A 24,811-nucleotide genomic window follows, 5' to 3' on the forward strand; every position below is an offset into this window, starting at 1 on the left:
TTCTATAGTTGTTTGTCCAATCCAACCTTGAAAGCGGTACATACCTTAATAGCATCTTGTTTCGAAAGGATGATGGCATCGTGGCGAAAATCAAGCAAGGAGACGAAGGACCTGTTCAATTCAAGCATCGTATGGAGGGTTTGACGACTCGTGTGGATGGTCATCAACATGCTTTTGGGAATTTGACAGATTTGTTCATCCCAGATGATGGCAGACACCGTCACAATTTCCGCGGCATTACAACGACAGCGGAAGGACATAGACACTCCTACTCCGGTCGAACCGGACTCAATATTGGCAATGGTCCCAACCATTTTCACCGGTTTTCCATCCAAACGAATGTTGCCGATGGCCATCGCCATGTCATTACCGGCAGAACAACCGGTATTATTCGTCTCAGCGGCATGCTCGGACACAAATTAATTATTGAAAAAGTCGTTCGGGAACGCGTGAAAAAATAAAGCGACAGCAAACAAAAAAAGGACTGCCTCCTAGTAGTAACCTACTAGCGGAGCAGTCCATTCTTGTTTTAAGCGATGCTAACCGAACCATCCTCTACAATCGGCAGAAATAAATGAACCGTCGTTCCTTTATCAACTTCACTTTCGATTTTGAGACATCCACGGTGTGCTTCAATGATTTTATGACAGACCATTAAACCTAAACCCGTCCCTTTCTCTTTCGTTGTGTAGAAGGGTTCGCCTAGTATCGCCAGTCTCTCCTCCGAGATGCCGCAGCCTTCGTCAATGAAACGAATATGCACCTTGTTGTCGTCCGTTTTCAACGAAATAACAACATTTCCTCCATCTGGCATCGCTTCAATCGCATTTTTAAGAATATTAATAAATACCTGTTTCAATTGATTTTCCTCACACTTGATGAAAGGAATTTCGGTAATGATTTCTGTATGAATTTCCACATTATTAAGAATGGCTTGGGTTTGAAGCAAAGAGATGACATCTTGGACGATTTTTCGGATATCCTTCATCTCAAAGTTGATAACCTGTGGTTTCGCAATCACCATAAACTCGCTCACGATATCGTTAATTCGGTCTAATTCCGATAGCATAATTTGAAAATAGTACTGATAATTTTCTACCTTCGATTGCAAAAGCTGCACAAAACCTCTTAGCGACGTCAATGGATTTCGAATCTCATGGGCAACGCCAGCCGCGAGCTGTCCTACAATGGATAGCTTTTCTGATTTGAGCAGCAGCTCTTCCGTTCGTTTACGCTCTGTAATATCTTTGGCAATGCCATATACGCCGTCAACCTTATCATTGATATAAATAGGAACCATTTTCAAATTTAATTCGATACTGTTTCCTGCTTTATGCAAAAGGGTAATTTCCGTATTGTTGGATTCACCGTTCATCGACTTAACAAAAAGCTCGCATGCCTTCTCTTGGTCACTGGAAGCGAGAAAGGGCAGAAAAGTTTGCTGCGTGCACTCTTCTTCGCTATAGCCGGTAATTTTCTCCGTTGCCGCATTGACAGAAACCACTTTCCCTTTTAAATCCATCGTGAAAATAGCGTCCGGATTATGCTCAACAAGCGATTTATAGCTCTGTTCCCGCTCCTCTAGCATGCATTGCGCCCGCTTATGCTCCGTAATGTCCCTGCATAACAGCTGCACCGCAGGTTTGCCAAGAAAAACGATCGGTACTTCCCTTACATCAACATCGATGACTTGCTGATCTACTCGCAAAAACTTCTGATCCATCGGTTCCGTTGGCTGCTTGTCTTCAATAATTTGACGGATACGTTCCTGCGTAATATTTGTATAGTCGGAGTGCACGAATGTCATCACGGATTGCCCGATAAGCTCCTCAGGCGAGCTCGCACCTAATACTCTGGCCCCGGCAGGGTTAATGAAGATGATAATTCCGTCGCTGTGAACCACAATAGGCTCTGGTGAATGTTCCACAAGAATTCGGTACCGTTCTTCGCTTTCCAACAACGCCTTTTTTAACCGATTTAAACAAAAGTACAAAATAAATGCTGTTATAACAACATAAAAAAGTCCCTTTGAGGAATTTACGGAGACTGCATTGGTCAAGCTCACGCTCTCAATGAAACGATCTGATAGAATGACCCACAAACTTCCAAACAAGACATAAAGGAAGGTCACTTTCAAAGAGCTTTTTACCCTTACTACTGACTTCTTGTGCATATCGATCTACTCTTCCTTAACCATGCAATTTTATGGGGCAGCGTTGTAATTTGCTAATTGATTATATCATTTATTCTAGAAAATACTTATTGGATCTTTCTCCCATTCTATTCTATTCCCACGCACTAGTTCTATTGGACGAACATATACTAGAAGAAGACAGCTAGAGAGGAGGTATTCACGATGAAAAAAGCGGATTCCTATCGAACTTGTAAAAAGTACCTCAATCGAGAAGTGGTGATCCAAACAACACACGGCACTTACAAAGGTACCATTGTTAAAGTGGACAATAATAAGGTATATCTGAAACAAGCGCGGAACGGGAAAAAAGCGCAAATCTCTTTTCTACCCTTTATTCTGCCGCTCATCCTGTTTGATCTATTAGCGATTGCCTTATTGGATTCTAGATCTTGTTTCCCTTTCCGTCCCTTCTAATCTTCAACCCAAAAACCCCATCTCCTTAGATGAGGTTTTTTTTGCATGAATTTTCAACCTGCCTAATAGTTTGAATCAGAAGGTTCTTGCTCAGCGTACACGAAGCAGATCTTTCGTGTGTTCCAGGAAAGCTGCGGTGTCGTCCCATGTACGAAATCCCGCTTGGGAGATTTTGTCGCTTCCACCGCCTTTTCCTTGGTAAGCAGCCAAATTGGCTTTGAAGAAAGCGCCGCAGGATAACGCGTCGCTATTATTCGCTAAGACAACTTTGTTCTCCGCAATGGTTGCAAGCAGCACGGGGCAATCACTCTGAACCGCCAGCTTGCCAGCGAGGTTTTGCAAATCTTTCATGGATTTGTTCTCGAACACGTGGGCAATCAAGTTCCCTTCACGATGGGTGAGCAGTTCATCTACCACATAAGCGTCGTTTTCCTCTTTTAACTGGGTTAGCTCAGCCTGAAGCTGTTTCGTCTCGAGCTCCCACTTCTCCACGCGATCGATAATTTCGTCTTTTCCCGTATTGAACTTGATGGATAGCGCACCCAGAATTTTCAGACTGTCATTAAACTCCTGAAGCGCACGATATCCGCATTTAAAATATATCCGCGTATTCCCCTTCTGCTTCTCCGCTTTCAGCAGCTTAATCATTCCGATTTCGCCTGTCGACGAAACATGAGTGCCCCCGCACGCATTATACTCAACATCTTGAATTTCAACAATGCGGATATTCTCCGTGACTTTGGGTTGTTTCACAAGCGGCAGCTTAGCCAATTCCTCTTCCGTAACGAAATAACTGGAGACTTTTCGATTCTTATAAATCTGCTGATTCACTTCGTTCTCGATCGCCGCCAATTGAACGGGTGAGAGCTCCGATTGTTCAACATCAATGGTGGCATAATCCGCTCCCAAGTGAAAAGAGACGGTCATTGCCTGATAGAGATCGCGACATACCGCTGATAACAGATGTTGACCGCTATGCTGCTGCATATGATCGAACCTTCGCTGCCAATCCACTTCACAAGATACGATGCCCTCTCCCGGTAGACTCGCCACTTTATGCAGTACGTTCTCCTCTTCACTGATGACATCCAAAACAGGTACACCATTGATTCGTCCTTCATCACAAGGTTGTCCGCCTCCATGGGGATAAAAGGCTGTCTCCTCCAGGATGACATAATATCCGTCTTCTCTCTCCAATACACGGCTGATCGTTGTTTGCCATTCTCTGATATAGGCAGAATCGTAGTACAGCTTCTTAGACATGTGAATCTTCCTTTCTATTCTCAGCTAGATCAGTTTCTGAATTGAAATGATGTTCCATAACAACATAATCTTTTCCGCCTTTAGTGAACTTCTTATCTGTTACTGCCAACCCGAATTTTTCATAAAAAGAAACCTTGTTGCTCCTCGCATTGCAATAAATGCGCTTCACACCTAACTTCATAGCTTCCATAAGCATGTGGCGGAGCAGTTGACTTCCGTAGCCTTTGCCTTGACTGGACACCTTCGTGGCAAATTTTCGAAACTGTGCTTCCTCTCCATGGATAAATAACGAAAGAACTGAAATAAGCGCCTCATCTGCGAAAAGACCGTAGTGAATACCTTCATCGTCATCCGAAAGTTGAACATATGAAAGGTCACGCTCTGGCCACATCACTTCGTGCCGCAGCTGCCAAGCTTGCTCTTTTTGAATGTTTTTGATTTCCACATCATCATCTCCAAAGCCGAATTAACGATTGCTGCGCTGGATGGCATACTTGTCAATGACAAAAGCAACAGCAATTCCTATCACATACCGACATAAATCTATAGCCAAAAATCCTCTTCCAAGGATCAGCGATCCCACGAGTGTCCTTCTTATCTCTACGATCCATTCCGCTTGGTACAATTGACTGAATTCAATGCCAAAGCAGAATATTACACTCCAGCCTACTGCCCAAGCTAACGATCTTTTCAGACAAATAAATCGAATCCCAAAGTAAATCATACTTGCCCAAAGGATGTCCCCGGCATGCACGACAATAAAATCAGGAAATACGTCTGGGAACCTTCTTGAGCTTAACCCTAAGACGATCGTAATAACGATGGCTGTTGCATATTTTAGCATGATTTCCCTCTTCATTCGAATATGAACACAAAAAAGTTTATAACTTTATCTACATGGGAAATCTACCTTGTGGGGAAACAGCAGGTGACTCATAACTTGGCTATACAAAGGAGATTACTTCATGTCCGATATAACTAAAAAACAGCAGGTTGTCTCAAGTGTTCCACAAAGCGGCTTCCTGGGTCACCCAAAAGGGTTATTCACACTCTTTTTCACAGAATTTTGGGAGCGTTTTTCCTATTATGGCATGCGCGCAATCCTTGTTTACTATATGTATTATGAAGTTTCCAAAGGCGGATTGGGTATTGCCGAAAATACTGCTCTTGCCATTATGTCGATTTACGGCTCACTTGTCTACATGTCCGGCATTATTGGCGGCTGGTTATCTGACCGGATCTTTGGAAATTCAAAAGCTGTTCTATATGGCGGTATTTTCATTATGCTTGGCCATATTGTATTAGCAATACCAGGAAGCGTCGCGCTTTTTTTTGTTTCTATGGTCCTGATTGTGTTAGGGACAGGCATGCTTAAACCCAACGTATCCAGCATTGTTGGTGAAATATATAGCGAAGAAGACGCCCGTAGGGACGCAGGATTCAGCATTTTCTATATGGGAATTAATCTAGGAGGTTTTCTTGCCCCATTAATCGTAGGCACTGTAGGGTTGAACTACAATTTCCATTTGGGTTTCGGATTAGCCGCCGTCGGTATGTTCCTTGGATTAGCTGTTTTTATGTTTACGAAGAAAAAAAACTTGGGACTCGCAGGAACATTTGTCGTTAACCCGCTATCCCCGTCAGAAAAAACAAAGGTGATGACATGGATCGGGGTAGGTGCCGTAGTCATCATCCTATTACTTGCAATAACAATCCCAACGGGTTATCTCACTTTCCAGACGTTTAGCGCCCTCATTGGCTTGCTAGGCATATTAATTCCAACTCTATACTTCATAGTCATGTACAAAAGCCCGAAGACAACAAGCATCGAGCGCTCCAGAATTATCGCCTATATTCCGCTTTTTATAGCTTCTGTTATGTTCTGGGCGATTGAGGAGCAGGGATCAACCATTCTCGCCAATTACGCGGACCGGCGGACACAACTTGATTTTGCAGGCATACATATATCTCCAGCTTGGTTCCAATCTTTGAATCCGTTATTTATCATCGTATTTGCGCCGATCTTTGCGTGGCTTTGGGTCAAGCTCGGAAATCGACAGCCTTCTATCCCAACCAAATTTTCATTGGGTTTACTGCTGGCAGGGTTATCCTTTCTCGTTATCCTGCTGCCCGCCTATTTTGGCGGTAATGAATCGCTCGTTAATCCGTTATGGCTTGTGCTCAGCTATTTCATTGTCGTGCTCGGAGAGCTATGCCTATCTCCTGTTGGGCTCTCGGCTACGACCAAGTTAGCTCCAGCAGCCTTTCTGGCCCAAACCATGAGTTTATGGTTCTTATCGAATGCCGCGGCTCAGGCTATCAATGCGCAGATTGTGAAATTTTACTCAGCTGACTCGGAAATGCTTTATTTCGGTGTCATCGGTGTGATTGCTTTGATCCTTAGTTTGATCCTTTTTCTGCTGACTCCAAAAATTCAAGGCCTTATGAAGGGTGTCCGCTAAATTGATTAAGTTCGTACATGCTAGACACCAAAGAACCTCCAATCCCACTAATTTAGTGGAATATGGAGGTTCTTTGGCATAAACTAAATTATGGTTACAAACCATGATTAACGCGCTTTTCTTTTTCTACGATGAAAAACAAACCAAGCGATTCCGATAATACCTGCAAGCAGCACAGCGCTAAAAAAAAGAATGTAGCTCAAGTGATATAAACGAATGGGAATCCCTCCTGTTTAAATGATTGCCAGTTCAGGAAAGCCGTGCGACGCCATTGAAATGATTCGCCACGAGTCCTCCCCGCTCACGAAATCGAACTCGTTATACGCAGAATCTTCGTGACGATCACAAGCATGCAGCGCGTACTCGTCGTTACCGATCCGAAATGTTGCTGATTCCTCACAATACGAACATAGTGCTGATTGATTCTTTTCAACTTTCAACATTTTCACCCACCGTACAATCATGTCATTACTATCCAGAATGCCACTTTTTTAGCATTTCCATACCTCAGGCATGAAACTTGTCCCACGCACATAAGATGAATTATAGAATAAAGCGTTTTCAAAAGGAGTTGATGTTCATGTTCGATCCAAGAGAATGGACTAAACAACTGAAATCAATCCATGGTATTGTTAGAATCATTTACGTCAACGAACATACGGGATTAGCTAAACTTCGTTGCACCTTCACCAAAGAACAGCAGAAAGCACTGGAACGCGAGGATAAAAAGTTATCTCATTCGTAGATAGAGTTGCTTAAAAGGAACGCTGAAAAGCGTTCCTTTTCTTGTGTTGAAAAACAGCTCGGCTACCAAATTCGGGGGTACAAGCTTTTCTCCAACCTTAAGCTTACTTTACTACACTAACTTCCACCCCTACTGCACTCTACTCCCATTTAGCGATGTAAAACATCGCTACAGAGCGCCAGCGCGGCGGCGGATACCCTGCAACGATGTAAAACATCGTTAGATACTGCGGTAGCGCGGATGTTTGGGGTTTCGCTCGCTTTAGCGATGTATAACATCGCTAAAGAGTGCCAGCGCGGCGGCGGATACCCTGCAACGATGTAAAACATCGTTAGAAGTTGCGGGCAGCGCGGATGTTTGGGGTTTCGCTCGCTGTAGCGATGTATAACATCGCTACAGAGTGCCAGCGCGGCGGCGGATACCCTGCAACGATGTAAAACATCGTTAGATGCTGCGGGCAGCGCGGATGTTTGGGGTTTCGCTCGCTGTAGCGATGTATAACATCGTTAGGAGCTGCTCTAAATTTTGCTCATCAACAGCTTGACTTTAGAATCGGTATCCGAACCAGGCGAAGCCGTATACACACTGCATCTTAAATCGGCTCGGCCTTGCACCTGCAATGTCGTCAAATCAAATAGAAGCTTCCCTACTTTTGCATGACGAAATTCGATGAACACTTCCGGGGCACTACTCACGTCACTTTGATTCCAAAAAGTCCGAAAATCCTGATTTTCACCACTAATGCGTTCAATAAACTCACTATACCAATTGTCACCCAGGTATTGTCCATAATAAGAACGAAACATGGCCAAAAAGCCCATCGCAAAATCGCGCCAGTTAACAGCCAGAGCTTTTAATTCTTTCCTTGTAAAAAGCAGCCAAATGAGGTTACGCTCTTCAAGCGGAATCAGTGCAAAATCCAGGAACACCGCTGCCGCCGCTTGATTCCAACCCACGATATTACATCTGCGATCCGAAATAATGGTTGGGCAATCATGAAGTTCCACCAAAATTCGACTCAAAGAAGGAGAAACGGTTGGTGCCTGATCAACAATTGTCGTTGGAGCCGGCTGCTCAAGAGCCAGCATGAACAAATATTGTCGCTCATCTTCGTTCAGCTGTAGGGCAATTGCGATTCGGTCCAGAACCTGCACCGACATTTTGATTTCTCTCCCCTGTTCTAACCAGGTATACCAGGTCGTGCTCACACCGGCAATCGCCGCCACTTCTTCCCTGCGGAGGCCAGGCGTGCGTCTTCGGCTGCCGCCAAGAAGTCCAGCATCGCTAGGCTTAAGCTTAGCTCGATGCGTGGTCAAAAACGCGGAAAGTGCTTGCAGCCGTTCCTTCGTATTCACTTCATTTTCCCCCTTCACATTTCATCATAGAAGTCATTATACCAGTATAAACGGTAACTTGTAATAGGATAACAAGTATGACATTCTATTTATAACAAGTACTTAAAAGAAGTTAGTAATGATATTCAAGGAGGCGTTGGAGATGAAACGTGTAGTTGTAACTGGGATGGGCGTAATAACGCCAATAGGCAATCAGGTAGACCATTTTTGGAATAATCTCGTAGCTGGAACGTCTGGTATTTCAACAATAGATCATATGGATGTATCCGAATATAAAACGAGTATCGCTGGCGTCGTGCGTGATTTCGATGCGGAAGCAGCCGTCGGCAAGCGGGAAGTCCGCCGTATGGATCGTTACACACAATTTGCCGTTGCTGCAGCAAAGCAAGCTGTGGAAGATGCTGACCTAACCATTGACGCAACGAATGAGGAACGTGTTGGTGTCTATATTGGCTCCGGTATTGGCGGGATTCATACCATCTTGGACAACTACCGGACCTTGCTGTCCCGCGGACCCAGTCGTGTCAGTCCGACAGTCGTGCCCATGATGATCGCCAACATGGCAGCCGCGCAGGTCAGCATTATGTTCGGCGCCAAAGGCCCTTCCCTTGCGCCGGTAACGGCCTGCGCCACTGGCAACAACGCCATAGGCGAGGCCTTTAAGCTGATCCAGCGCGGAGGCGCAGACGCCGTCATTGCCGGAGGCGCCGAAGCAACGATCATCGACCTTGCGCTGGCGGGCTTCGGTAATGCGACGGCCTTGTCGACGCGTAACGATGCGCCGACGCAGGCGAGCCGCCCGTTCGATGCGCAGCGCGACGGTTTCGTCGCCGCCGAAGGCGCTGGCGTGCTCGTGCTGGAGTCGCTCGAGCATGCCGAGCGCCGCGGTGCCCGCATCCATGCCGAGATCGTCGGCTATGGCTCAACGTCGGACGCCTACCACATCGTGGCGACCGATCCTGAAGGCGCGGGTGCCTACCGAGCCATGCGCGATGCACTCGCTGATGCCGGCCTAGCGCCAGAGGAGCTCGACACGATCAACGCGCACGCGACCAGCACGCCTGCTGGTGATCTGTCGGAGACGCGTGCCATCAAGAGGCTGCTTGGCAGCCGCGCATATGACGTCCCTATCAGCGCGAACAAATCTATGATTGGACACATGCTCGGCGCTGCCGGCGGTGTAGAAGCTGTCGCACTGATTAAAACCTTGCAAGACGGAGTGATCCCTCCTACCATTAACTTGGAAAATCCAGATCCAGAGTGTGATCTGGATTATGTACCGCTCGTCGCTAGAAAGGCAGAGCTCAATTACGGCTTATCCAGCTCCTTCGGCTTCGGCGGCCATAATGCCGTACTCGTTTTCAAGAAAACTACCACCTAATTGATCCCACCAAAAAACCTAATCTGTGCAGCGGATGCTGCGTGGATTAGGTTTTTCGCTCTTTCTTATTTCTTTAGCAACAAAAGGCGGTCGTCATTCGCTGAAGGATTTCCTCTACCATCCGTGTTGTTCGTTAGAACATAAATATCCCCATTATGAAGCTTAACATCACGCAGTCTCCCTTCACCTTCCAGCATGGTAGCTAGTTGCTTCGTGTCGGGATTGAACCTGTATAGCTTCTTGCCGATCAAGGTTGCGATGAGTAGTTGCCCCTCTGGGTCTACTGCAATCCCCGATGGAGCAATGGCGGTATCCCCCGTTTGATACAGCGGAGTTACCATACCCTCCTTTTTCGCATCTCCGATAATGACTGGCCATCCGTAGTTCTTGCCTTTTTCAATAAGATTGATCTCATCATGCCCGCCAGGGTCTCCTGAAGGACCATGTTCAGAGCTAAACATGCGTCCCTGCTTGTCCCACGCAATACCTTGTGAGTTCCGGTGACCATAAGAATAAACATATGACTTTGCAAAAGGATTATCAGATGGAACCTTACCATCCTGTGTCATGCGCAGTATTTTGCCCGCGGTACTTTTCACATCTTGAGCAAGCTTGTCTACCCCTGAGTCACCCGTTGTGATGTATAACATATGATCAGGACCGATCGCAAGTCTGCCCCCATTGTGGATATGACCGCCTGGGATGGCTTCGAGGTACGATTTGAGTTCCTCCCAACCACCGTTTTTCTCCTGTAGAACGACGACGCGATTGAGAATTTTGCCGCCTTCTTCATACGTATGATAAGCATAGGCTTGATGCGATTCATGAAAGTCAGGAGCTAGTTGAATACCAAGAAACCCGCCTTCTCCCTGAATTTTTAGCGTTTTGTTGAGCTTCACCTTCTGACGTGTGACCGAACCATTACTTATTTTGACAATATGCCCATCACGCTCACTTACATAAATTGTTTCCTCATCGAACTGAATCGACCAAGGTGTATGCAACTTTTCGGCAAGTATGGTGTAGGCATTGCCAGCATTAGTCTGACTATCTACCGTCTTCGACTTATTCGCAGGGCTGAGCTTTTCCGAGCAAGCTGAGCTTAGCAAGACTACCGCCATTGTGACAATTCCTATTTTCATCGATTTATTCACACGCGCGCCCCCTTATTACGTAGTGACAATAACCCTTTTACGAAAAAGATCATACTTATCAGCCAAAGCATCCCTATCATTGCGATCATTAGTGAATTATAAATAGAACTGGTAAAAGCTCTGGTTTCAAGCAGCCGTATCCACCAAAGAGCACCAATCGAGAATAAAACCAAATGAATCAAAAACCACCCATACCCCATCCTCTTGAATTTCATCATTAAGAAAAAGACGACCGCCATAACTGGCAGCATAACGATCAAGAAACCCGCTCTCAAGTATACGATTACCTCCTCTTCCATAAACATGAACGCTCTTACCTCCTCACAATCTGAGAAATAATTCCAATTATATCGACATGGAGAAGAGAAGTACAGTTCACATACTCCAGCTGCTGTTATTAAAAATAGGGCTGCTCAAAAGGCCCTTTCAGTCCTCTCAAGTCAGCCCTTTCCGTTCCCAAAAAGCTCTACATTACTCGCTTATTTTTTCTGATTTTTCGTAAAGTCCCAGCCGCCCGTAAACGTACTTGTTTTGCCATCAGGGCCAACAGCATTGTATTTAAAAGTAATGGCTCCATAAGTTAGCTCAATGTTTTCATGGGTATCGTACAAGCTGAAATTGCTGATGAGAACTCTTTCCAAATCGATGGTGAGGCTAGCTTGCTTTTCATTGCCACTGTGTTTAACAAAAACAATTTGACCTTTCTCAATCGATTTTCCCGTCGTTGTACTCAGAAATAGCGGAATGGAGGCTGTATCAAAATTTTTGTTAATAGAAATGGGTTGAGCGGCAGCTTTGCCTGCTCCAGATCCGCTTCCAGAACTAACCGCCGCCTTATTTTCCACTTCGAACGAAAAATCATTAAGCTGAATCCACTTCTCATACCCTCTTGTTGTCGAATCCCCGTTAATTCCATCTAGTTTCAAATAAATGTCATAGTCATCACTTTCAGCTGCAGCTGCTGGAACTACGCTGAAAGCAAGCACCAACGCACTAAGAATAAAAAAGATAAATGCCTGCTTACGGAACTTGCTCAATCCCATCACTCCTCGTCGGTTATGTTACAAATTGTAACTATCGACCTAATTATATCGGAGAAACTGATTTTCTATTCCGCAAAATTATTTGAACGATTTAGATCTTTATCGATTGAATATTTGACAAGTCATGAATGCAATGTTAGTCTTCATATAATCTAATTATAGAATATATATAATTAGTGTTACGACAGGAGAATTCAACATGACAAGTCATCAAGCATCAAATCGCCAAGGAATCCATCATAGCCAACAAGAAATGGCATGGTTCGACGTACTACCGGGGGAACAAGTTGCTTATCGCGTTCACGGTAAAGACGTGAATAACGAATACTCTGTGTTCGATCTTCGCATGGCCCCCAACAAAGGAAATGGCCCCATCGCCATTATCACAAGGCCGACGAAATTTTCCGTATCCTTGAAGGCGAAGCGCGTTTCCATATTGATGGCAAAGAATTCAATGCTGGTGCAGGCGATGTCCTTGTCGTTCCAAGAGGTACGCCTCATGCATTCTTAAATATCGGCGAATCGCATCTGCACATGTCTATTATGTTCACACCTCCTGGTGATGAACTCATCTTCAAGGAAATTCCAGGAAAGACCATGGAAGAAATTATTGAATTAGCGATAAAATATGAAGTTAGCGTCGTAGGGCCACCTATTGTATATAACAAGTAAACCTAGCGTCATTACAAAAAAAAGCAAATAACCAAAACAACCGATCCAATCTCTGGACCGGTTGTTTTCGCTTGTTATTTACATGGCTTGTATAGTGGGTCTAATCACGATCTCATTCACCGAGGTATCGTGAGGTTGATCGATAGCATATGCGATTGCATTGGCGATTCTATCAGGAGAAATACTCATGCCACGAACAATCTCGCTCATTTGTTTCACTTCAGGACTCGTGACTGTGTTTAGTAACTCCGTATCGACTATTCCTGGGGCAATGATGGTGGAGCGGATCCCCGATACTGGTGATTCTTCCTGGCGTAGCCCCTCTGCAATCGCCCGGACGGCAAATTTTGTCGCACTGTAAACGGACGAATTGGGGCTTACAACATGCCCCGCTATCGACGAAACGTTGATGATGTGACCGGATTTTTTTTCACGCATGGCTGGCAGCACGGCTGCGATGGCATAAAGTACACCTTTTATATTTACATCGATCATTCTGTCCCATTCATCAACTCTTAATTCACTAAGGCTCGACACTGGCATAATTCCGGCATTGTTCACCAGCACATCCACCCGGCCATACTTGTCAATCACAAACTGAGCAAGACTCTTCATATCCTCGGAGGAGGTCACATCGGCTTGGAAAGAAACTGCATTTCCACCTGATTGGCGTATATCGCTTACTATTTGCCTTAATCGATCCTCTCTTCTCGCGGCCAATACTACACTTGCTCCGTGCTCGGCCAACAACCTGGCGGTAGCTTCACCTATGCCGCTAGAGGCCCCCGTAATGATTACGACTTTCGATGAATAATTTTCCAAAGTGATCCTCTCCTTTTCGGAAATACGGTATTAGTTAAACAACGCGTGTTGCATATTATTCGTGCGTTGATTAATATTATAATTATCTCCGAATGGGATTCAATCGTTAATGAACGCTAATTCGTAGTAAAAACAACAATTACTCGAAAATGTCTATAAACAGAGGGGATTGATAGCATAGTGAGCACTACCAAAGTCGACCGGCGTGTCATTAGGACAAAAGAAGCGATCACTAGTGCATTCCTGGATCTTTTTGCAAAAAAGGATATCGAGAACATTACGATTAATGATATCGCTGATCGAGCTAACGTCAATCGGGCCACTGTCTATTTACACTACAGTGACAAATACGATCTGCTCGATAAATTAATCGAATATCATTTGAACAAACTAATTTCCTTCTGTGATTCTAGCGAGAACACTCCGCTCTCTAATGAGCTTCTCATGATATTCATGTATATTCGTGATCACTTTTTGTTCTTCTCCGCCACGTTGTCCACGACAAGATCCGTCTTATTCCGGAAACACTTGATGGAGTTCATTGCGAGCAGTCTCAAGGAAAAACTGGATAGTCGCAACCAAAATTCGGAGATCGACGGTGAGTTGAGCTCACAGTTCATGGCTTCCGCATTCGTAGGAACCGTGGAGTGGTGGATCCAGCATCAAATGCCTTACCAGCCTGAGTATATGGCAGAACAACTAAGAAAACTCTTCGAGAAGAACGAGCTTTAACCCTTATCCGAAGGGTCGTCACGCTCACACTCGGCCAGGCGTCGCTCTAGTGAGAGTGACCTGGTTGCCTTGAAGAGTGAGCGACGCTTTGTAATACCCCCTCCCGCACGCGGAGCTGTTGCACCGACAGTGTTATTTACTTTCTCCAAAAAGTTGAATATTGTGCCTTATCCAAGATATTAAACTCGATCATTTTCTCAAGTAATTCGTAATTTACCGGCTCATTCCACGGAATTCGAAACAAGCCTTTGGTAGCGCTGTAGCCAGCTTGTGCAATGTCATCGGCAAAGTGCGCTATGCCTACTTCTTCGGGTGAAACGCTTAAATGTTGCTTCGCTGTGGAAAAGCCGATGATATAGGTACCGTGATCGGAAAACATTGGCGTATTCCACTTGTATAGAGGGACCAAATTCGGGAATTTATTAGCAACCCACGCCAAAATTTCCTCCGTTCGGTCACGGTGATCGGGGTTATCCATACGATCTAAATATTCTTGAAAGACTTCCATGTTGTTCCCTCCTACAATATAATGATGTCATTCTGAGAAGTTCCTCAAACCCAGTCCTCACTTACCATTTTTCCCATTACCATGAAACTTACTGCCCTTTAATGAAAAAGAGGAGCTGCATCGCTGCAAACTCCACCCTCGTTCTTTACATATCGCGATGTCTTTGTCTTCTCATCCACTGGGTTGCTACCCATTTTTCCCCGACCTCTACCGGATTTCCTGCATGTAAGGTTAGTTCATTTAAACGAGAATCGTTATAAAAATATTCAAAATAAACAGCACTGCCTTTTTTGGGCGATACGGCTAAACGAAGCGAAGGGAAATACGTTTCACCGCCTATTGCCATGTCATTTAAATACATCACAAGTGTGCTGATGCGATTGTTTACTACATTTTCGGATGTAAAATAGTCGAAATGAGGATGATACTGTTCCCCCGTTTTATAGTGTAAAATTTGCAGCGGTTCCGCATGTGAAATCGGTATATTCATCAGTTCTGAAACTCTGGTCTCAATTTTTTCAATCATTTCATTTTCGCTTTCCTCAAAAAACATGTTGCTGCTTGTTCTAATATCGCTGACTACGTGAGATCCTCCGATTTTAGCTCGCTTCATTCTGTTGCTAGCCAAGTCAATCAACGCGTCACATTCTGTAAAGCTTAATACATTGTCCAATATTAAAATAAGCGGTTCAACCATTTTGCCGACAATAAGAATCTCTTTATCCTTAGTAATAATCTTGTTTCCAACTGAATTGAAGATTGTCTGCTCTATAATGGCCATCGGTGCATCCTCCATTATTGATTACCAAGGAAGTAATCTATCTAGTACAGTTCTTCGTGGTATCCGTTGTTCCCTCTAATTGTCTTGATAATTATTCTACTGCACCGAAATGAATTAACCATCTTGTCCATTGACGCCATCAAAAGAAAAATGCCGCGATCAACGCGGCACTTTGATTGACAGCCATGGAATGACCAACTGCGGCTTGTTTCCTCTGCGCAGAAAATCCTTACACCAAACCAAACTCCCTGCCTACCTTCTGCAAGCTGTTCATAGCAAACGCTAAATCTTCTTTCGTATGCTGAGCCGTCACAATCAGGCGTACACGTCCTTTGTCCATCGCTACGGTTGGGTAGACAATCCCTTGCGCGAATACGCCTTCTTCCAGCAAGCGATCTGAGAAACGCATCGTTAGTGCAGGATCGCCGATAATGATTGGAATGATCGGTGTTTCACTTGCTCCTGTGTCGAAGCCTAAACGCTGCAGTTCACTGCGGAATCCATTGGCGTTCTCCCATAGTTTGGTTACCAGGTCCCCGCTCTCGCGCAGCACCTGAATAGCCGCTAAGCAAGTAGCTGCTACGGCTGGCGGCTGCGAAGTACTGAACAGGAACGGCCGTGCCGTATGAATCAAATGTTCCTTCAGCAATTGCGCACCGGCTACATAGCCGCCAACAGCGCCAATAGCTTTGGAAAGTGTCCCGATCTGAATGTGCACGCGTCCATGAAGCCCAAAATGATCGGTTGAGCCTTTGCCGTTTTTACCTAAAACGCCGCTCGCATGGGCGTCATCGACATACACAATGGCATCATAAACTTCTGCCAATTGAACAATCTCAGGCAGCGGCGCAATATCGCCGTCCATACTAAATACACCATCCGTAACAATAACGCGCTTGCGGTGCTTTTGTGTTTCTTTCAGTACGGCTTCGAGCTGATTCATATCTTTATGGGCGAAAATCTTACGACTCGCCTTCGTCAATCGAATACCATCAATGATACTCGCATGATTCAATTCATCGCTAATCACCACGTCGTCTGCACCAAGAATCGAAGACAACGCGCCTTGATTTGTTGTAAAACCCGATTGAAACACAAGTGCCGCTTCCGTGCCTTTGAAGGCAGCCAGCTCCAGCTCTAGCTGCTCGTGGATATCCAGCGTTCCCGTAATGGTACGCACAGACCCGCTGCCGACACCGTATGTCTCGATAGCAGCAATCGCTGCTTGCTTTAACTTGGGATGATGGGTCAATCCCAAATAATTATTGGAGGACATCTGGAGAATTCTGCGCCCGTTCAGATTCATCCATGTATCAGAGCCGCTTTCCCATACTTTTATCGTACGGTAACGCCCATCGCGCTTCCAACCTTCAATATCTGCCGCCAAATCGTTTAAGTAATTCATCTTTGCCCTCCCGAGATTATGTTTAGTGAGTAAATACGATCTTCCCGCATTGCCCTTCATGCATCAATCGGAACGCTTCCTCATATTGATCCAACGTGAATCTGTGAGTGATAACGGATGCGAGGTCAACCCGATGTTGGTTCAATAAACCTTTCATTTGGTACCACGTTTGGTACATTTTACGACCCGTGATCCCTTCTACCTTTAAGCCTTTAAAAATAATATGATTCGTTACGTCCAAACTTACTTCTTTCGTGGGAATACCGAGCAAGGACACTCTGCCCGCATTGGCCGCAGCTTCAAATGCATCAGCAATCGCCATTGGATTTCCAGACATTTCAAGCACAACCTCAACACCCTCGCCGTCCGTCAATCTGCGCAGTTCTTCAGATGTACGCGCTTCCATTGCATTAATCGTCACATCTGCCCCCATCTGCAAAGCCATCTTTAGACGGTTTGGATTAATATCTACCGCATAAATCGCTCCTGCCCCACAAGCTTTTGCTACCTTAATGGCTAGCAAGCCGATCGGTCCTACACCGATAATAGCAACTGTTTTACCCACAATGTCTCCTGACAAAACAGTTTGAACAGCATTGCCTAACGGGTCTTGCAAACAAGCGATTTCAAAAGGCAATTCAGGCGCATTATGAATAATATTACTTGCTTTCACCACCGCATATTCGGCAAAACAACCTGGAGCTGTAATGCCAAAACTTTTGGTATTCGGGCAAACATGCCCATTTCCGGTCCGGCAAGCCTTACAAGTGCCGCAAATCATATGTCCCTCTGCCGAAACATGATCTCCGATCTTAACGCCTCGTACGCGGTCCCCGATATCGACTACAATACCTGCAAACTCATGCCCAAACACGTTCGGAGTCACCACCGTTTTGTCAGCCCAAGCATCCCAATTGTAAATGTGCAGATCCGTTCCACAGATGGAAGTTGCCTTAATGTGAACGAGGACTTCATCTTCACCAACCGTGGGAACGGGAACTTCTTTCAGTGTGGCACCGGGGCCTCGGTGTTCTTTGACCAACCCTATCATCGTTGCGCCCATCTCTATTCCTCCTAGGACAAATATGCAATATAATACACATACGTGCGTTTTACTGTCTATATATACCATAGTACACGAATGTATGTTATATTGTAAATAGGCGATTTTTACGGACAAAAGTTGAATAAAAGGAGTCACTTTGATGCAGGAACCGATCCACAAAATGGTAGGCAGAAAGCTGCTGAACATACGGAAAACAAGAGGTTTAAGCTTAGATCAAGTTGCAGAATTGACAGGTGTCAGCAAGGCGATGTTAGGGCAGATTGAGCGGGGAGATTCTAACCCAACCATCTCTGTTTTATGGAAAATTGTGAGCGGACTACAAATCTCCTTCACGAGCTTGATTGAGGATGATGAGCCGAAGATTACCGTTGTCCGTTCCGAAGATCTTTCTTCCTTCGATGAGGAGGACGGTCAATATCGTGCCTATCCCCTTTTCCCATTTCATCCGCAAAAAAGTTTCGAAATCTACACCGTCGAAATGGAGCAAGGCTGTACCCATGCCTCAGAGCCGCATAACGAGGGTGTCGAAGAGTACATTCTAATGGTCGAAGGTAAGCTGCAAATCTCTATCGCGCAGGAAAGCTACATTCTTCAGCCTGGCGACGCGATTCATTTCACAGCAGATCGTCCTCACACGTATACGAATTTGTCAGATCACAAGGCAGTATATAAGACGCTTATTTACTATCCGTCTTCCTAAAAAAATGCAAGCAGCCAGTCCCTCTGGCCGCTTGCATTTTTGTTTATACCGTAATAAGTCGATTATAGAACTCTTCAATCGCAATTGGCTTACCGCCATTCAAGCGGGATTCTTCCGCTGCGAACGACATTAAATGGCTGCGCACGGAAACCGCTGCGGAAGAGCTGCTTTCCCCGCCGTTATACGTTCTGACTTCGCTCAAGAAGCTGCGCACAATCCCCGCATCTCCCCCGTTGTGTCCTTCTTCTGATGCATGCACACGCACCGTTGTCTTCTCATTCGTCACAAAGTCATGAATGGTGAATTCATTCTCTTCCATATTGCCTCGAAGATCGCCTTTCGTGCCCATGATTTGTAGAATTCGCGTGTTATCTCGAGTAAACCCGCACATGCTGAACATCGCAGTTGCACCGCTGGCGAACTCCATATTGACGACTTGATGGTCAACAACATTATTATCGCTGCGATACACGCACTTCCCATATGGCGTCGTTCTCAGTGCCTCAACGATGCCTTCATTGCTCGTATCTGTTGTAAATTTACGCGCCCAACGGCGGCCTGCCCCCAAATAATATTTTGGTGCGTAGTACTGACAGCTCGTTTCAGCTGGGCAGCCATCCAAGCAGCGCGCAGGCGCACCCGCAGGCGCATTCTCTTCTTTGAAATGCATCAATGAGCCGAAGGAGCTGATACGTTGGCATGGCTCACCCATAATATAAGAGAGAATATCCATGTCATGGCAGGATTTGGCCAAAATCATAGGAGAAGACTTATCGGAATTATTCCAATTCCCGCGCACAAAGCTGTGCGCCATGTGCATGTTACCGACATTTTCATTCAGCTGAATATTGACGATTTGCCCGATTTTGCCTTCTGTAATGACTCGTTTCATTGCCGTCCAGAATGCCGTATAGCGCAGAACATGGCAGATGGTTAGCAGCCTGTTATGCTTCTTTGCCATGAGCTCCATTTCCACACATTCTTCCGGACTAGGAGACATCGGTTTCTCCAGCAGAACGTGATACCCAAGCTCCAGCGCTTGTAGCGTTGGTTGATAGTGCATTTGATCCTGCGTACAAATGATGGCGATATCAGCCAGCTTCGGCTGTGCAAGCAGCTGCTCCCAATTCTCAAAAGCATGTTCCGGCGCAATTTGATGTGCGGAAGTAAAGGCAGCGCGACGCTCCGCATTGGGCTCAGCAACTGCTACAATTTGTAGTTCATGCGGGTAATTCCGTGCATATGGCGCATATGCTTGCGCCCCTCGATCACCTGCACCAAGCAGGATCGCCGTTACTTTTTGCATCAAATACTCATCTCCTGTGACTTCGTATGTACGTGTAATGATAAGTTACTATATGCCAAACTTTAAGACTTGCTTCCAGTGAAGGCAATCCCTTGAATAAAAGAACGTTGGAAAACAAAGAAAATAATAATCATTGGCAAAATCGCCATCATGGAGCCTGCCATAATGATCGTGTAATTCGTTTTGTGCTCTCCTTCCAGGAAAGCGATACCTGCGGAAAGCACCATTTTATCTGGCGATGAGTTGACGATCAGCGGCCACATCAAATCGTTCCATGACCACAGCATCGTAAAAATGGCCAACGCGATCATCCCGGATTTCGCTAGCGGCATCATGATTTGCCAATAAATTCGGAACTGATTGCAGCCGTCTAGCTTCGCGGCTTCTTCCAATTCATTAGGTAGGGTCATAAAAAATTGGCGCAGCAAGAACGTCCCGAAAGCACTGAATAAACCAGGCACAATTAATGCTGTCAAAGAATTCAACCAGCCCAGATCTTTCATTATCATATATTGCGGAATGAGAAATACTTGCCCGGGAACCATGAGCACCGACAACATCAAGATGAAGAAGAAATGACGCCCTGGGAAAGCAATTCTGGCAAAAGCATACGCAGCTAACGAACAGATGATAAGCTGACCAATCACCTTAATCAAAGTTGTAATGAATGTGTTCCAATAGAAAGTAAAGAACGGCAAGTTTACAAAAACCTTCGCATAATTGCTCCATTGAAAAGCTTTTGGCAGCATAACGGGAGGAATCGCCGTTGACTCTCCTAATGTTTTAACCGATGTAAGAAACATCCAAATAAATGGCGTAACCATGATAATTGCACCCAATATGAGGATAAGATGGATTCCTCCGATTCGAAGCGATTTCTGATTGACTGGTTTCGTATTCATACACTCGCCCCTCTCATTCGTAGTGAACCCATTTCTTCTGAATTTTCATTTGAATATACGTAATCAGCATGATAATGATGAAGAGCATGACAGCAATGGAAGAGGCGTACCCCTTGGCATTTTTGAGAAACCCGTATTTGTAGTACAAGAAAACAATCGACTGCGTAGATTCCATGACAATTTCGCCAACCATCATATAAATGTAATCAAATACCTGGAATGCACCAATGAGAGAAGTGACCATGACGAAAAAAATCGTTGGCGTTAGCAGAGGCAATGTAATTCGCGTGAATTTGGTGAAAGAATCTGCCCCATCGATTGATGCGGCCTCATAATAGGACTCCGAAATGCCTTGTAGACCGGACAAAAAGATAATCATATGAGAACCAATTGAACTCCAGATGGCTACGATAATGATAGATAATAAAGCCGTGCGATTATCCGTCAGCCAGTGTGGTCCAGTAATAGACAATTTGCTGAGCACATAGTTAATCAGTCCAAAGTCGGAATTGTACAACCACTTCCACACCATCGCAACCGCTGCTGGCATCGTGACGACAGGAAGAAAGTATAGGGTTCTATAAACCGATAACCCTTTTACCTTTTGATTCAGCAAAACAGCTAATATAATGGATAAAATAATGCCGACAGGGACAGCCGTTATGATGTAGATCCCCGTATTCCGAAAGGCATAAAGCAGATCTTTATCCGTAAAAAGCTGCTTATAATTCGCCATGCCTGACCAAGTATACTTGCCGAATGAACCCCAATCCGTGAAAGAGAAATAAAAAGTTTGAAACACGGGCCAAATGTAGAAAACGAGCAAACCAAGCATTAAAGGTGTAATCATGATGTACGCCCACATCCAATCGGACCGGCGTTTCGAGCTGATTCGCATGAGTACTCACGCTCCCATGAGTGTAGTGAGGAGGGAGATTCGCTTCAACGAGTCAGCGAACCTCCTTACCTAAAGCTTATTTTTCTGCAGCTAGCGCTTGATTCATTTTGGCGCCGAGCTCTTTGGCTGCATCAGCTACCGGTTTATCTCCTGTCCATGCATTTTTCAAAATCTCGGTTTCATAGGTTGTCCAAACGGATGTGTTCTTGGAGACTGGATACGGTGAAGCATACTCTGTCATATCGATGAAAGCTTTTGCGTGGTATTGCGGGAATGCCGCTAACCAGGCTGTTTCAGAACCTTTGAACGCCGGGATCGCACCGCCTTGTTTAGCTGCAACCTCTGCTGCCTCCTTCGAGCCAAGGAACTTCACGAATTCCCATGCCTCCTTCGGATGCTTCGAATTAGCTGAGATGACATGGCCTAATCCGTGAATCACAACGCCTTGCTTCTTTCCTTTAGGCAGCGGAGCAACGTCAGCAATGTTTTTCATTTCCGCATTCTGATTAATCGTGAAGGCTGCCCATGAACCGTCGAAATACATCGCCAGCTTTCCGGAAGTAAACAAATCCGAAGGAGCCGTTTCTGTCATTTGCGCCAACGTAGGCGATACTTTATGTACTTGAATGAGATCCGTTAAAAATTTCAAACCCTCGATCGCTTCTGGCTGATCATAACCCGACTTTTTGTGGTCATCAGAAATAATGCTGCCTCCGGCTTGAAGAATCGTATTATAGTAATCCTCTTGATTCATCATTGGCGCTGCGAAACCATAAATGCCTTTTCCAGGGTCGGTCAGTTTTTTAGCAGCTTCTGTTAATTTCGTCCAATCCCATGTGCTGTCTGGATATGCTACACCTTTTTCATCGAAGAGCTTCTTGTTGTACCATAAACCAATCGTGTCATAATCCTTGGGAATCCCATAGTTTTTACCGCCAAGGCTGTAAAGGGAAACGAGTGAAGTCGGATAATTTTTGAGATCCACTTGGTCCTTTTTAATGTTTTCGGACAAATCCAGTAACATTTTATTTTCCGCATACTTGATGAAATTCGGACCGTTCATCCATAGGACATCAGGCATCGTTCCGCCCTGTGCCGCTGTTTCCAATTTGGTGAAATATTGCTTATACGGTGTATTCTCTGCTTTTACTTCAATGTTGGGATGACTGGCTTGGAAGGCTTTGATAACCTCCGTCATCGTATCCAGCCCCCAACCGCCGTAGGTAATGGTTACTTTTTCTCCACTAGCGGCAGCTGTTGCTTTGGCATCACTTGCGGGTGTACCGGATGAGACGGGATCAGATGAAGTTGAACTACCGCAGGCACTTACAACAACCATTGAAGACAACATTGCTAAGCAGACGACCTTTTTTGCATTCTTTACCATTTCGCAATCACCCTTTTTTAATTTTTGTGATAGAAACATGACCCTGCTCAAATTGGAACCCGTAAAAGCTGATTTCACCTCCTTGAAGTAGTAAAAATATTTTGGCACCAAATTCAGGATAACGTTATCCTGAATTCCAAAAAAAATTAATTTCTATCAAATGTGGACGATTCTCTCACAATAATTTTATGTGGCAGCAATACTTTGGATAAAGCTAGCTGCTCTCCTCTTAACATTTCCAACAAGGTTGCGGCGGCCGTCATGCCAATCTCGACTTTTGGCACATGCACCGAAGAAAGCGGCGGTGTTGTGTATTGCGCGAAATCAATATTATCCATCGAGATGAAAGCGATATCCTCTGGAATTCGCAACTGGCTCTCGATTATAGCGCGCATTGCTGGAATGGCCAATTGATCGCTTGCCGAAAAAATAGCCGTTGGACGCTCTACATCTGACCGTTTCAATTGCTCTTTCACATATTCATAACTGCGGTCAATCTCCCAGCGGGTGTCTATCACCCAGTCTTTGTGTAAGGGAATACCCGCATCATACAACGCGAACTTGTAGCCTTGGAACCTCTCTTCACTGTTGAGCTCTCCCGTATGTCCTGGCCCGCCGACAAATCCGATGGAGTGGTGCCCCTGTGCAATGAGGTGATCAACAGCCGATTTGGCGGCGTGGATTCGATCATAATCCACCATTGTAATTTCAGTCCCATTGGTGCAGATGCCAATCAAGGCTAGATCTTCTACCTTTTGCAAATAGTCCAGGATAGCTGGCCCTACTTCGCCTACGATGATGATGCCATCCACTTGAATGTCATGGATACAGCGATGTAGCAAGGCATCGTCCGCGAGCTCGCCAGAGGTATGTATGAAGGCTAACGAATAGCCTGATTCCAAAATCTTTTTCGTAAAAGCTGTAATAATCGGCGAATAGTACGGATGATCGTCATTGAGTCTTGCCGTTTGAATAATGCAGCCGATTTGTTTGGTCTGTCTCTTCTCGGTTTTCTGCTTATTCACGAGATGGCGTGCTGACTCGTTCGGCGTGTAATCGAGCTGACGAACGGCCTCCCATACTTTGGCCCTCGTCTCCGGATTAATATGCCTGCTTGTATCGTTCCTAACCACCCGCGAGGCTGTTGAAATGGAGACGCCCACTAAATCAGCGATATCCTTAAGTGTAGGCATAGTGACAGCTCCTTTTTGTCCAAAACCATAATCCAATTTCTTGCCCAAACGTTTTCCTGAGCTTTCTTAAATATTAATGTATACCCTTACAATGTGTCAATATGGTCACGAATAGAATTCTTCGATTTGTTTTGCGGCACAATTCTGACATGTTTGTCCTGGTTTAATAGACAGTAATTTATGGAAAGATCCTTTGCCATAGTTTGTATAGCCAGAAAATTAACGTACTGTTGCACAAGATCAATAATAAATTTACTAGCAGTCCGATCACAAAAAGTGTCTTCCGCTTCTTAACCTCGACATTTTGTAGATAGGGTTTCATAAACTGCAACTCTTTGTAATCCACTAAACCCTGTAGAACACCAAATATGGAGATAACAGTCCAAACCACGAGAAAGATAAGAAAGAAAAATAAGGAGAAATACAAG

Annotated in this window: 27 protein-coding genes; 8 read left to right on the forward strand and 19 right to left on the reverse strand. The window is 45.1% G+C overall.

The features are described from left to right. Positions 1 to 80: 80 nt before the first annotated feature. Positions 81 to 461, forward strand: coding sequence for a YmaF family protein (locus tag AC58VC_RS00190; protein ID WP_497366876.1), 381 nt, complete (start codon positions 81 to 83; stop codon positions 459 to 461). A gap of 68 nt (positions 462 to 529) precedes the next feature. Here AC58VC_RS00190 and AC58VC_RS00195 read toward each other — a convergent pair whose 3' ends face one another. Then, positions 530 to 2,173, reverse strand: coding sequence for a PAS domain-containing sensor histidine kinase (locus tag AC58VC_RS00195; RefSeq protein WP_497366877.1), 1,644 nt, complete (start codon positions 2,171 to 2,173; stop codon positions 530 to 532). Between the two features lie 183 nt (positions 2,174 to 2,356). Here AC58VC_RS00195 and AC58VC_RS00200 point away from each other — a divergent pair, with 183 nt between their 5' ends. Continuing rightward, complete coding sequence (locus AC58VC_RS00200; RefSeq protein ID WP_497366878.1) at positions 2,357 to 2,608, forward strand: DUF2642 domain-containing protein; 252 nt, start codon at positions 2,357 to 2,359, stop codon at positions 2,606 to 2,608. A 90-nt stretch (positions 2,609 to 2,698) separates the two neighbouring features. Here the strand turns inward: AC58VC_RS00200 and AC58VC_RS00205 are convergent, their stop codons facing one another. From AC58VC_RS00205 to AC58VC_RS00215, 3 genes are read right to left on the reverse strand one after another with little or no spacing between them, the layout of a single operon-like run. Then, positions 2,699 to 3,871 (reverse strand): alanyl-tRNA editing protein, encoded by a 1,173-nt coding sequence (locus AC58VC_RS00205; RefSeq protein ID WP_497366879.1) that lies wholly within the window; start codon positions 3,869 to 3,871, stop codon positions 2,699 to 2,701. Then, the gene (locus tag AC58VC_RS00210) at positions 3,864 to 4,316 is read right to left on the reverse strand and encodes a GNAT family N-acetyltransferase (RefSeq protein WP_497366880.1); all 453 of its coding nucleotides are present in this window, start codon (positions 4,314 to 4,316) and stop codon (positions 3,864 to 3,866) included. The genes AC58VC_RS00205 and AC58VC_RS00210 overlap by 8 nt, the downstream gene beginning before the upstream one ends. 21 nt (positions 4,317 to 4,337) lie before the next feature. After that, entirely contained in the window at positions 4,338 to 4,715 is a 378-nt protein-coding gene (locus tag AC58VC_RS00215; RefSeq protein ID WP_497366881.1) for a ribosomal maturation YjgA family protein, read from the reverse strand. A 121-nt stretch (positions 4,716 to 4,836) separates the two neighbouring features. On the opposite strand from AC58VC_RS00215, the gene AC58VC_RS00220 reads away from it, so the two are divergent. Continuing rightward, positions 4,837 to 6,333 carry a peptide MFS transporter gene (locus tag AC58VC_RS00220; protein WP_497366882.1) on the forward strand — a complete coding sequence of 499 codons (1,497 nt, stop codon included), beginning with the start codon at positions 4,837 to 4,839 and terminating at the stop codon, positions 6,331 to 6,333. Between the two features lie 233 nt (positions 6,334 to 6,566). Here the strand turns inward: AC58VC_RS00220 and AC58VC_RS00225 are convergent, their stop codons facing one another. Continuing rightward, on the reverse strand, positions 6,567 to 6,776 hold the full coding sequence (locus AC58VC_RS00225; protein WP_497366883.1) for a hypothetical protein: 210 nt from the start codon (positions 6,774 to 6,776) through the stop codon (positions 6,567 to 6,569). A 137-nt stretch (positions 6,777 to 6,913) separates the two neighbouring features. On the opposite strand from AC58VC_RS00225, the gene AC58VC_RS00230 reads away from it, so the two are divergent. Then, complete coding sequence (locus AC58VC_RS00230; protein WP_161411725.1) at positions 6,914 to 7,078, forward strand: hypothetical protein; 165 nt, start codon at positions 6,914 to 6,916, stop codon at positions 7,076 to 7,078. A 518-nt stretch (positions 7,079 to 7,596) separates the two neighbouring features. Here the strand turns inward: AC58VC_RS00230 and AC58VC_RS00235 are convergent. Further along, positions 7,597 to 8,433, reverse strand: coding sequence for a helix-turn-helix transcriptional regulator (locus tag AC58VC_RS00235; RefSeq protein WP_497366884.1), 837 nt, complete (start codon positions 8,431 to 8,433; stop codon positions 7,597 to 7,599). Between the two features lie 142 nt (positions 8,434 to 8,575). Between AC58VC_RS00235 and fabF the strand changes: the two genes are divergently transcribed. Further along, positions 8,576 to 9,814: a beta-ketoacyl-ACP synthase II gene (gene fabF / locus AC58VC_RS00240; RefSeq protein WP_497366885.1), complete on the forward strand. Its 1,239-nt coding sequence runs from the start codon at positions 8,576 to 8,578 to the stop codon at positions 9,812 to 9,814. 65 nt (positions 9,815 to 9,879) lie between these two features. Here fabF and AC58VC_RS00245 read toward each other — a convergent pair whose 3' ends face one another. The 3 genes from AC58VC_RS00245 to AC58VC_RS00255 all read right to left on the reverse strand — a co-directional run bounded on the left by AC58VC_RS00245 (position 9,880) and on the right by AC58VC_RS00255 (position 12,005). Continuing rightward, complete coding sequence (locus tag AC58VC_RS00245; RefSeq protein WP_497366886.1) at positions 9,880 to 10,968, reverse strand: PQQ-dependent sugar dehydrogenase; 1,089 nt, start codon at positions 10,966 to 10,968, stop codon at positions 9,880 to 9,882. Then, positions 10,965 to 11,273: a hypothetical protein gene (locus AC58VC_RS00250; RefSeq protein ID WP_497366887.1), complete on the reverse strand. Its 309-nt coding sequence runs from the start codon at positions 11,271 to 11,273 to the stop codon at positions 10,965 to 10,967. The genes AC58VC_RS00245 and AC58VC_RS00250 overlap by 4 nt, the downstream gene beginning before the upstream one ends. A 174-nt stretch (positions 11,274 to 11,447) precedes the next feature. Then, on the reverse strand, positions 11,448 to 12,005 hold the full coding sequence (locus AC58VC_RS00255; protein WP_497366888.1) for an Hcp family type VI secretion system effector: 558 nt from the start codon (positions 12,003 to 12,005) through the stop codon (positions 11,448 to 11,450). Between the two features lie 330 nt (positions 12,006 to 12,335). Here AC58VC_RS00255 and AC58VC_RS00260 point away from each other — a divergent pair, with 330 nt between their 5' ends. After that, the gene (locus AC58VC_RS00260) at positions 12,336 to 12,683 is read left to right on the forward strand and encodes a cupin domain-containing protein (RefSeq protein ID WP_497367874.1); all 348 of its coding nucleotides are present in this window, start codon (positions 12,336 to 12,338) and stop codon (positions 12,681 to 12,683) included. A gap of 78 nt (positions 12,684 to 12,761) precedes the next feature. Here the strand turns inward: AC58VC_RS00260 and AC58VC_RS00265 are convergent, their stop codons facing one another. After that, positions 12,762 to 13,505: an SDR family oxidoreductase gene (locus AC58VC_RS00265; protein WP_497366889.1), complete on the reverse strand. Its 744-nt coding sequence runs from the start codon at positions 13,503 to 13,505 to the stop codon at positions 12,762 to 12,764. Between the two features lie 180 nt (positions 13,506 to 13,685). Between AC58VC_RS00265 and AC58VC_RS00270 the strand changes: the two genes are divergently transcribed. Beyond that, positions 13,686 to 14,237 carry a TetR/AcrR family transcriptional regulator gene (locus AC58VC_RS00270; protein WP_497366890.1) on the forward strand — a complete coding sequence of 184 codons (552 nt, stop codon included), beginning with the start codon at positions 13,686 to 13,688 and terminating at the stop codon, positions 14,235 to 14,237. A 136-nt stretch (positions 14,238 to 14,373) separates the two neighbouring features. Here the strand turns inward: AC58VC_RS00270 and AC58VC_RS00275 are convergent, their stop codons facing one another. From AC58VC_RS00275 to tdh, 4 genes are all read right to left on the reverse strand, one after another. After that, entirely contained in the window at positions 14,374 to 14,745 is a 372-nt protein-coding gene (locus tag AC58VC_RS00275) for an iron chaperone (RefSeq protein WP_497366891.1), read from the reverse strand. A 145-nt stretch (positions 14,746 to 14,890) separates the two neighbouring features. Beyond that, complete coding sequence (locus AC58VC_RS00280) at positions 14,891 to 15,526, reverse strand: 2OG-Fe(II) oxygenase (protein WP_497366892.1); 636 nt, start codon at positions 15,524 to 15,526, stop codon at positions 14,891 to 14,893. Between the two features lie 229 nt (positions 15,527 to 15,755). Beyond that, a complete protein-coding gene (locus tag AC58VC_RS00285; RefSeq protein WP_497366893.1) occupies positions 15,756 to 16,931 on the reverse strand; it encodes a glycine C-acetyltransferase in 1,176 nt (391 codons plus the stop codon). Between the two features lie 22 nt (positions 16,932 to 16,953). After that, entirely contained in the window at positions 16,954 to 17,994 is a 1,041-nt protein-coding gene (tdh, locus tag AC58VC_RS00290; RefSeq protein ID WP_497366894.1) for an L-threonine 3-dehydrogenase, read from the reverse strand. A gap of 142 nt (positions 17,995 to 18,136) precedes the next feature. On the opposite strand from tdh, the gene AC58VC_RS00295 reads away from it, so the two are divergent. Then, positions 18,137 to 18,697 (forward strand): helix-turn-helix domain-containing protein, encoded by a 561-nt coding sequence (locus AC58VC_RS00295; protein ID WP_492521152.1) that lies wholly within the window; start codon positions 18,137 to 18,139, stop codon positions 18,695 to 18,697. Positions 18,698 to 18,740: 43 nt separating this feature from the next. Here the strand turns inward: AC58VC_RS00295 and AC58VC_RS00300 are convergent, their stop codons facing one another. The 5 genes from AC58VC_RS00300 to AC58VC_RS00320 form a co-directional block, all read right to left on the reverse strand. Further along, a complete protein-coding gene (locus AC58VC_RS00300) occupies positions 18,741 to 20,003 on the reverse strand; it encodes a Gfo/Idh/MocA family protein (RefSeq protein WP_497366895.1) in 1,263 nt (420 codons plus the stop codon). Between the two features lie 62 nt (positions 20,004 to 20,065). After that, positions 20,066 to 20,905: a carbohydrate ABC transporter permease gene (locus AC58VC_RS00305; RefSeq protein ID WP_497366896.1), complete on the reverse strand. Its 840-nt coding sequence runs from the start codon at positions 20,903 to 20,905 to the stop codon at positions 20,066 to 20,068. Positions 20,906 to 20,918: 13 nt separating this feature from the next. Further along, positions 20,919 to 21,803, reverse strand: coding sequence for a carbohydrate ABC transporter permease (locus tag AC58VC_RS00310; protein WP_497366897.1), 885 nt, complete (start codon positions 21,801 to 21,803; stop codon positions 20,919 to 20,921). Between the two features lie 76 nt (positions 21,804 to 21,879). Then, entirely contained in the window at positions 21,880 to 23,190 is a 1,311-nt protein-coding gene (locus tag AC58VC_RS00315) for an ABC transporter substrate-binding protein (RefSeq protein ID WP_497366898.1), read from the reverse strand. A 146-nt stretch (positions 23,191 to 23,336) separates the two neighbouring features. After that, positions 23,337 to 24,383 (reverse strand): LacI family DNA-binding transcriptional regulator, encoded by a 1,047-nt coding sequence (locus AC58VC_RS00320; protein WP_497366899.1) that lies wholly within the window; start codon positions 24,381 to 24,383, stop codon positions 23,337 to 23,339. Between the last annotated feature and the right edge of the window lie 428 nt (positions 24,384 to 24,811).

It is taken from the genome of Paenibacillus sp. J22R67, from assembly GCF_059692175.1.

What these genes read in the sequence shown, in the direction of transcription:
- AC58VC_RS00195 (WP_497366877.1), bottom strand. Translation starts at nt 2,173, where the DNA reads ATGCACAAGAAGTCAGTAGTAAGGGTAAAAAGCTCTTTGAAAGTGACC.
- AC58VC_RS00200 (WP_497366878.1), top strand. Translation starts at nt 2,357, where the DNA reads ATGAAAAAAGCGGATTCCTATCGAACTTGTAAAAAGTACCTCAATCGA.
- AC58VC_RS00205 (WP_497366879.1), bottom strand. Translation starts at nt 3,871, where the DNA reads ATGTCTAAGAAGCTGTACTACGATTCTGCCTATATCAGAGAATGGCAA.
- AC58VC_RS00215 (WP_497366881.1), bottom strand. Translation starts at nt 4,715, where the DNA reads ATGCTAAAATATGCAACAGCCATCGTTATTACGATCGTCTTAGGGTTA.
- AC58VC_RS00220 (WP_497366882.1), top strand. Translation starts at nt 4,837, where the DNA reads ATGTCCGATATAACTAAAAAACAGCAGGTTGTCTCAAGTGTTCCACAA.
- AC58VC_RS00225 (WP_497366883.1), bottom strand. Translation starts at nt 6,776, where the DNA reads ATGTTGAAAGTTGAAAAGAATCAATCAGCACTATGTTCGTATTGTGAG.
- AC58VC_RS00230 (WP_161411725.1), top strand. Translation starts at nt 6,914, where the DNA reads ATGTTCGATCCAAGAGAATGGACTAAACAACTGAAATCAATCCATGGT.
- fabF (WP_497366885.1), top strand. Translation starts at nt 8,576, where the DNA reads ATGAAACGTGTAGTTGTAACTGGGATGGGCGTAATAACGCCAATAGGC.
- AC58VC_RS00250 (WP_497366887.1), bottom strand. Translation starts at nt 11,273, where the DNA reads ATGTTTATGGAAGAGGAGGTAATCGTATACTTGAGAGCGGGTTTCTTG.
- AC58VC_RS00275 (WP_497366891.1), bottom strand. Translation starts at nt 14,745, where the DNA reads ATGGAAGTCTTTCAAGAATATTTAGATCGTATGGATAACCCCGATCAC.
- AC58VC_RS00280 (WP_497366892.1), bottom strand. Translation starts at nt 15,526, where the DNA reads ATGGCCATTATAGAGCAGACAATCTTCAATTCAGTTGGAAACAAGATT.
- AC58VC_RS00285 (WP_497366893.1), bottom strand. Translation starts at nt 16,931, where the DNA reads ATGAATTACTTAAACGATTTGGCGGCAGATATTGAAGGTTGGAAGCGC.
- tdh (WP_497366894.1), bottom strand. Translation starts at nt 17,994, where the DNA reads ATGGGCGCAACGATGATAGGGTTGGTCAAAGAACACCGAGGCCCCGGT.
- AC58VC_RS00295 (WP_492521152.1), top strand. Translation starts at nt 18,137, where the DNA reads ATGCAGGAACCGATCCACAAAATGGTAGGCAGAAAGCTGCTGAACATA.
- AC58VC_RS00300 (WP_497366895.1), bottom strand. Translation starts at nt 20,003, where the DNA reads ATGCAAAAAGTAACGGCGATCCTGCTTGGTGCAGGTGATCGAGGGGCG.
- AC58VC_RS00305 (WP_497366896.1), bottom strand. Translation starts at nt 20,905, where the DNA reads ATGAATACGAAACCAGTCAATCAGAAATCGCTTCGAATCGGAGGAATC.
- AC58VC_RS00310 (WP_497366897.1), bottom strand. Translation starts at nt 21,803, where the DNA reads ATGCGAATCAGCTCGAAACGCCGGTCCGATTGGATGTGGGCGTACATC.
- AC58VC_RS00315 (WP_497366898.1), bottom strand. Translation starts at nt 23,190, where the DNA reads ATGGTAAAGAATGCAAAAAAGGTCGTCTGCTTAGCAATGTTGTCTTCA.
- AC58VC_RS00320 (WP_497366899.1), bottom strand. Translation starts at nt 24,383, where the DNA reads ATGCCTACACTTAAGGATATCGCTGATTTAGTGGGCGTCTCCATTTCA.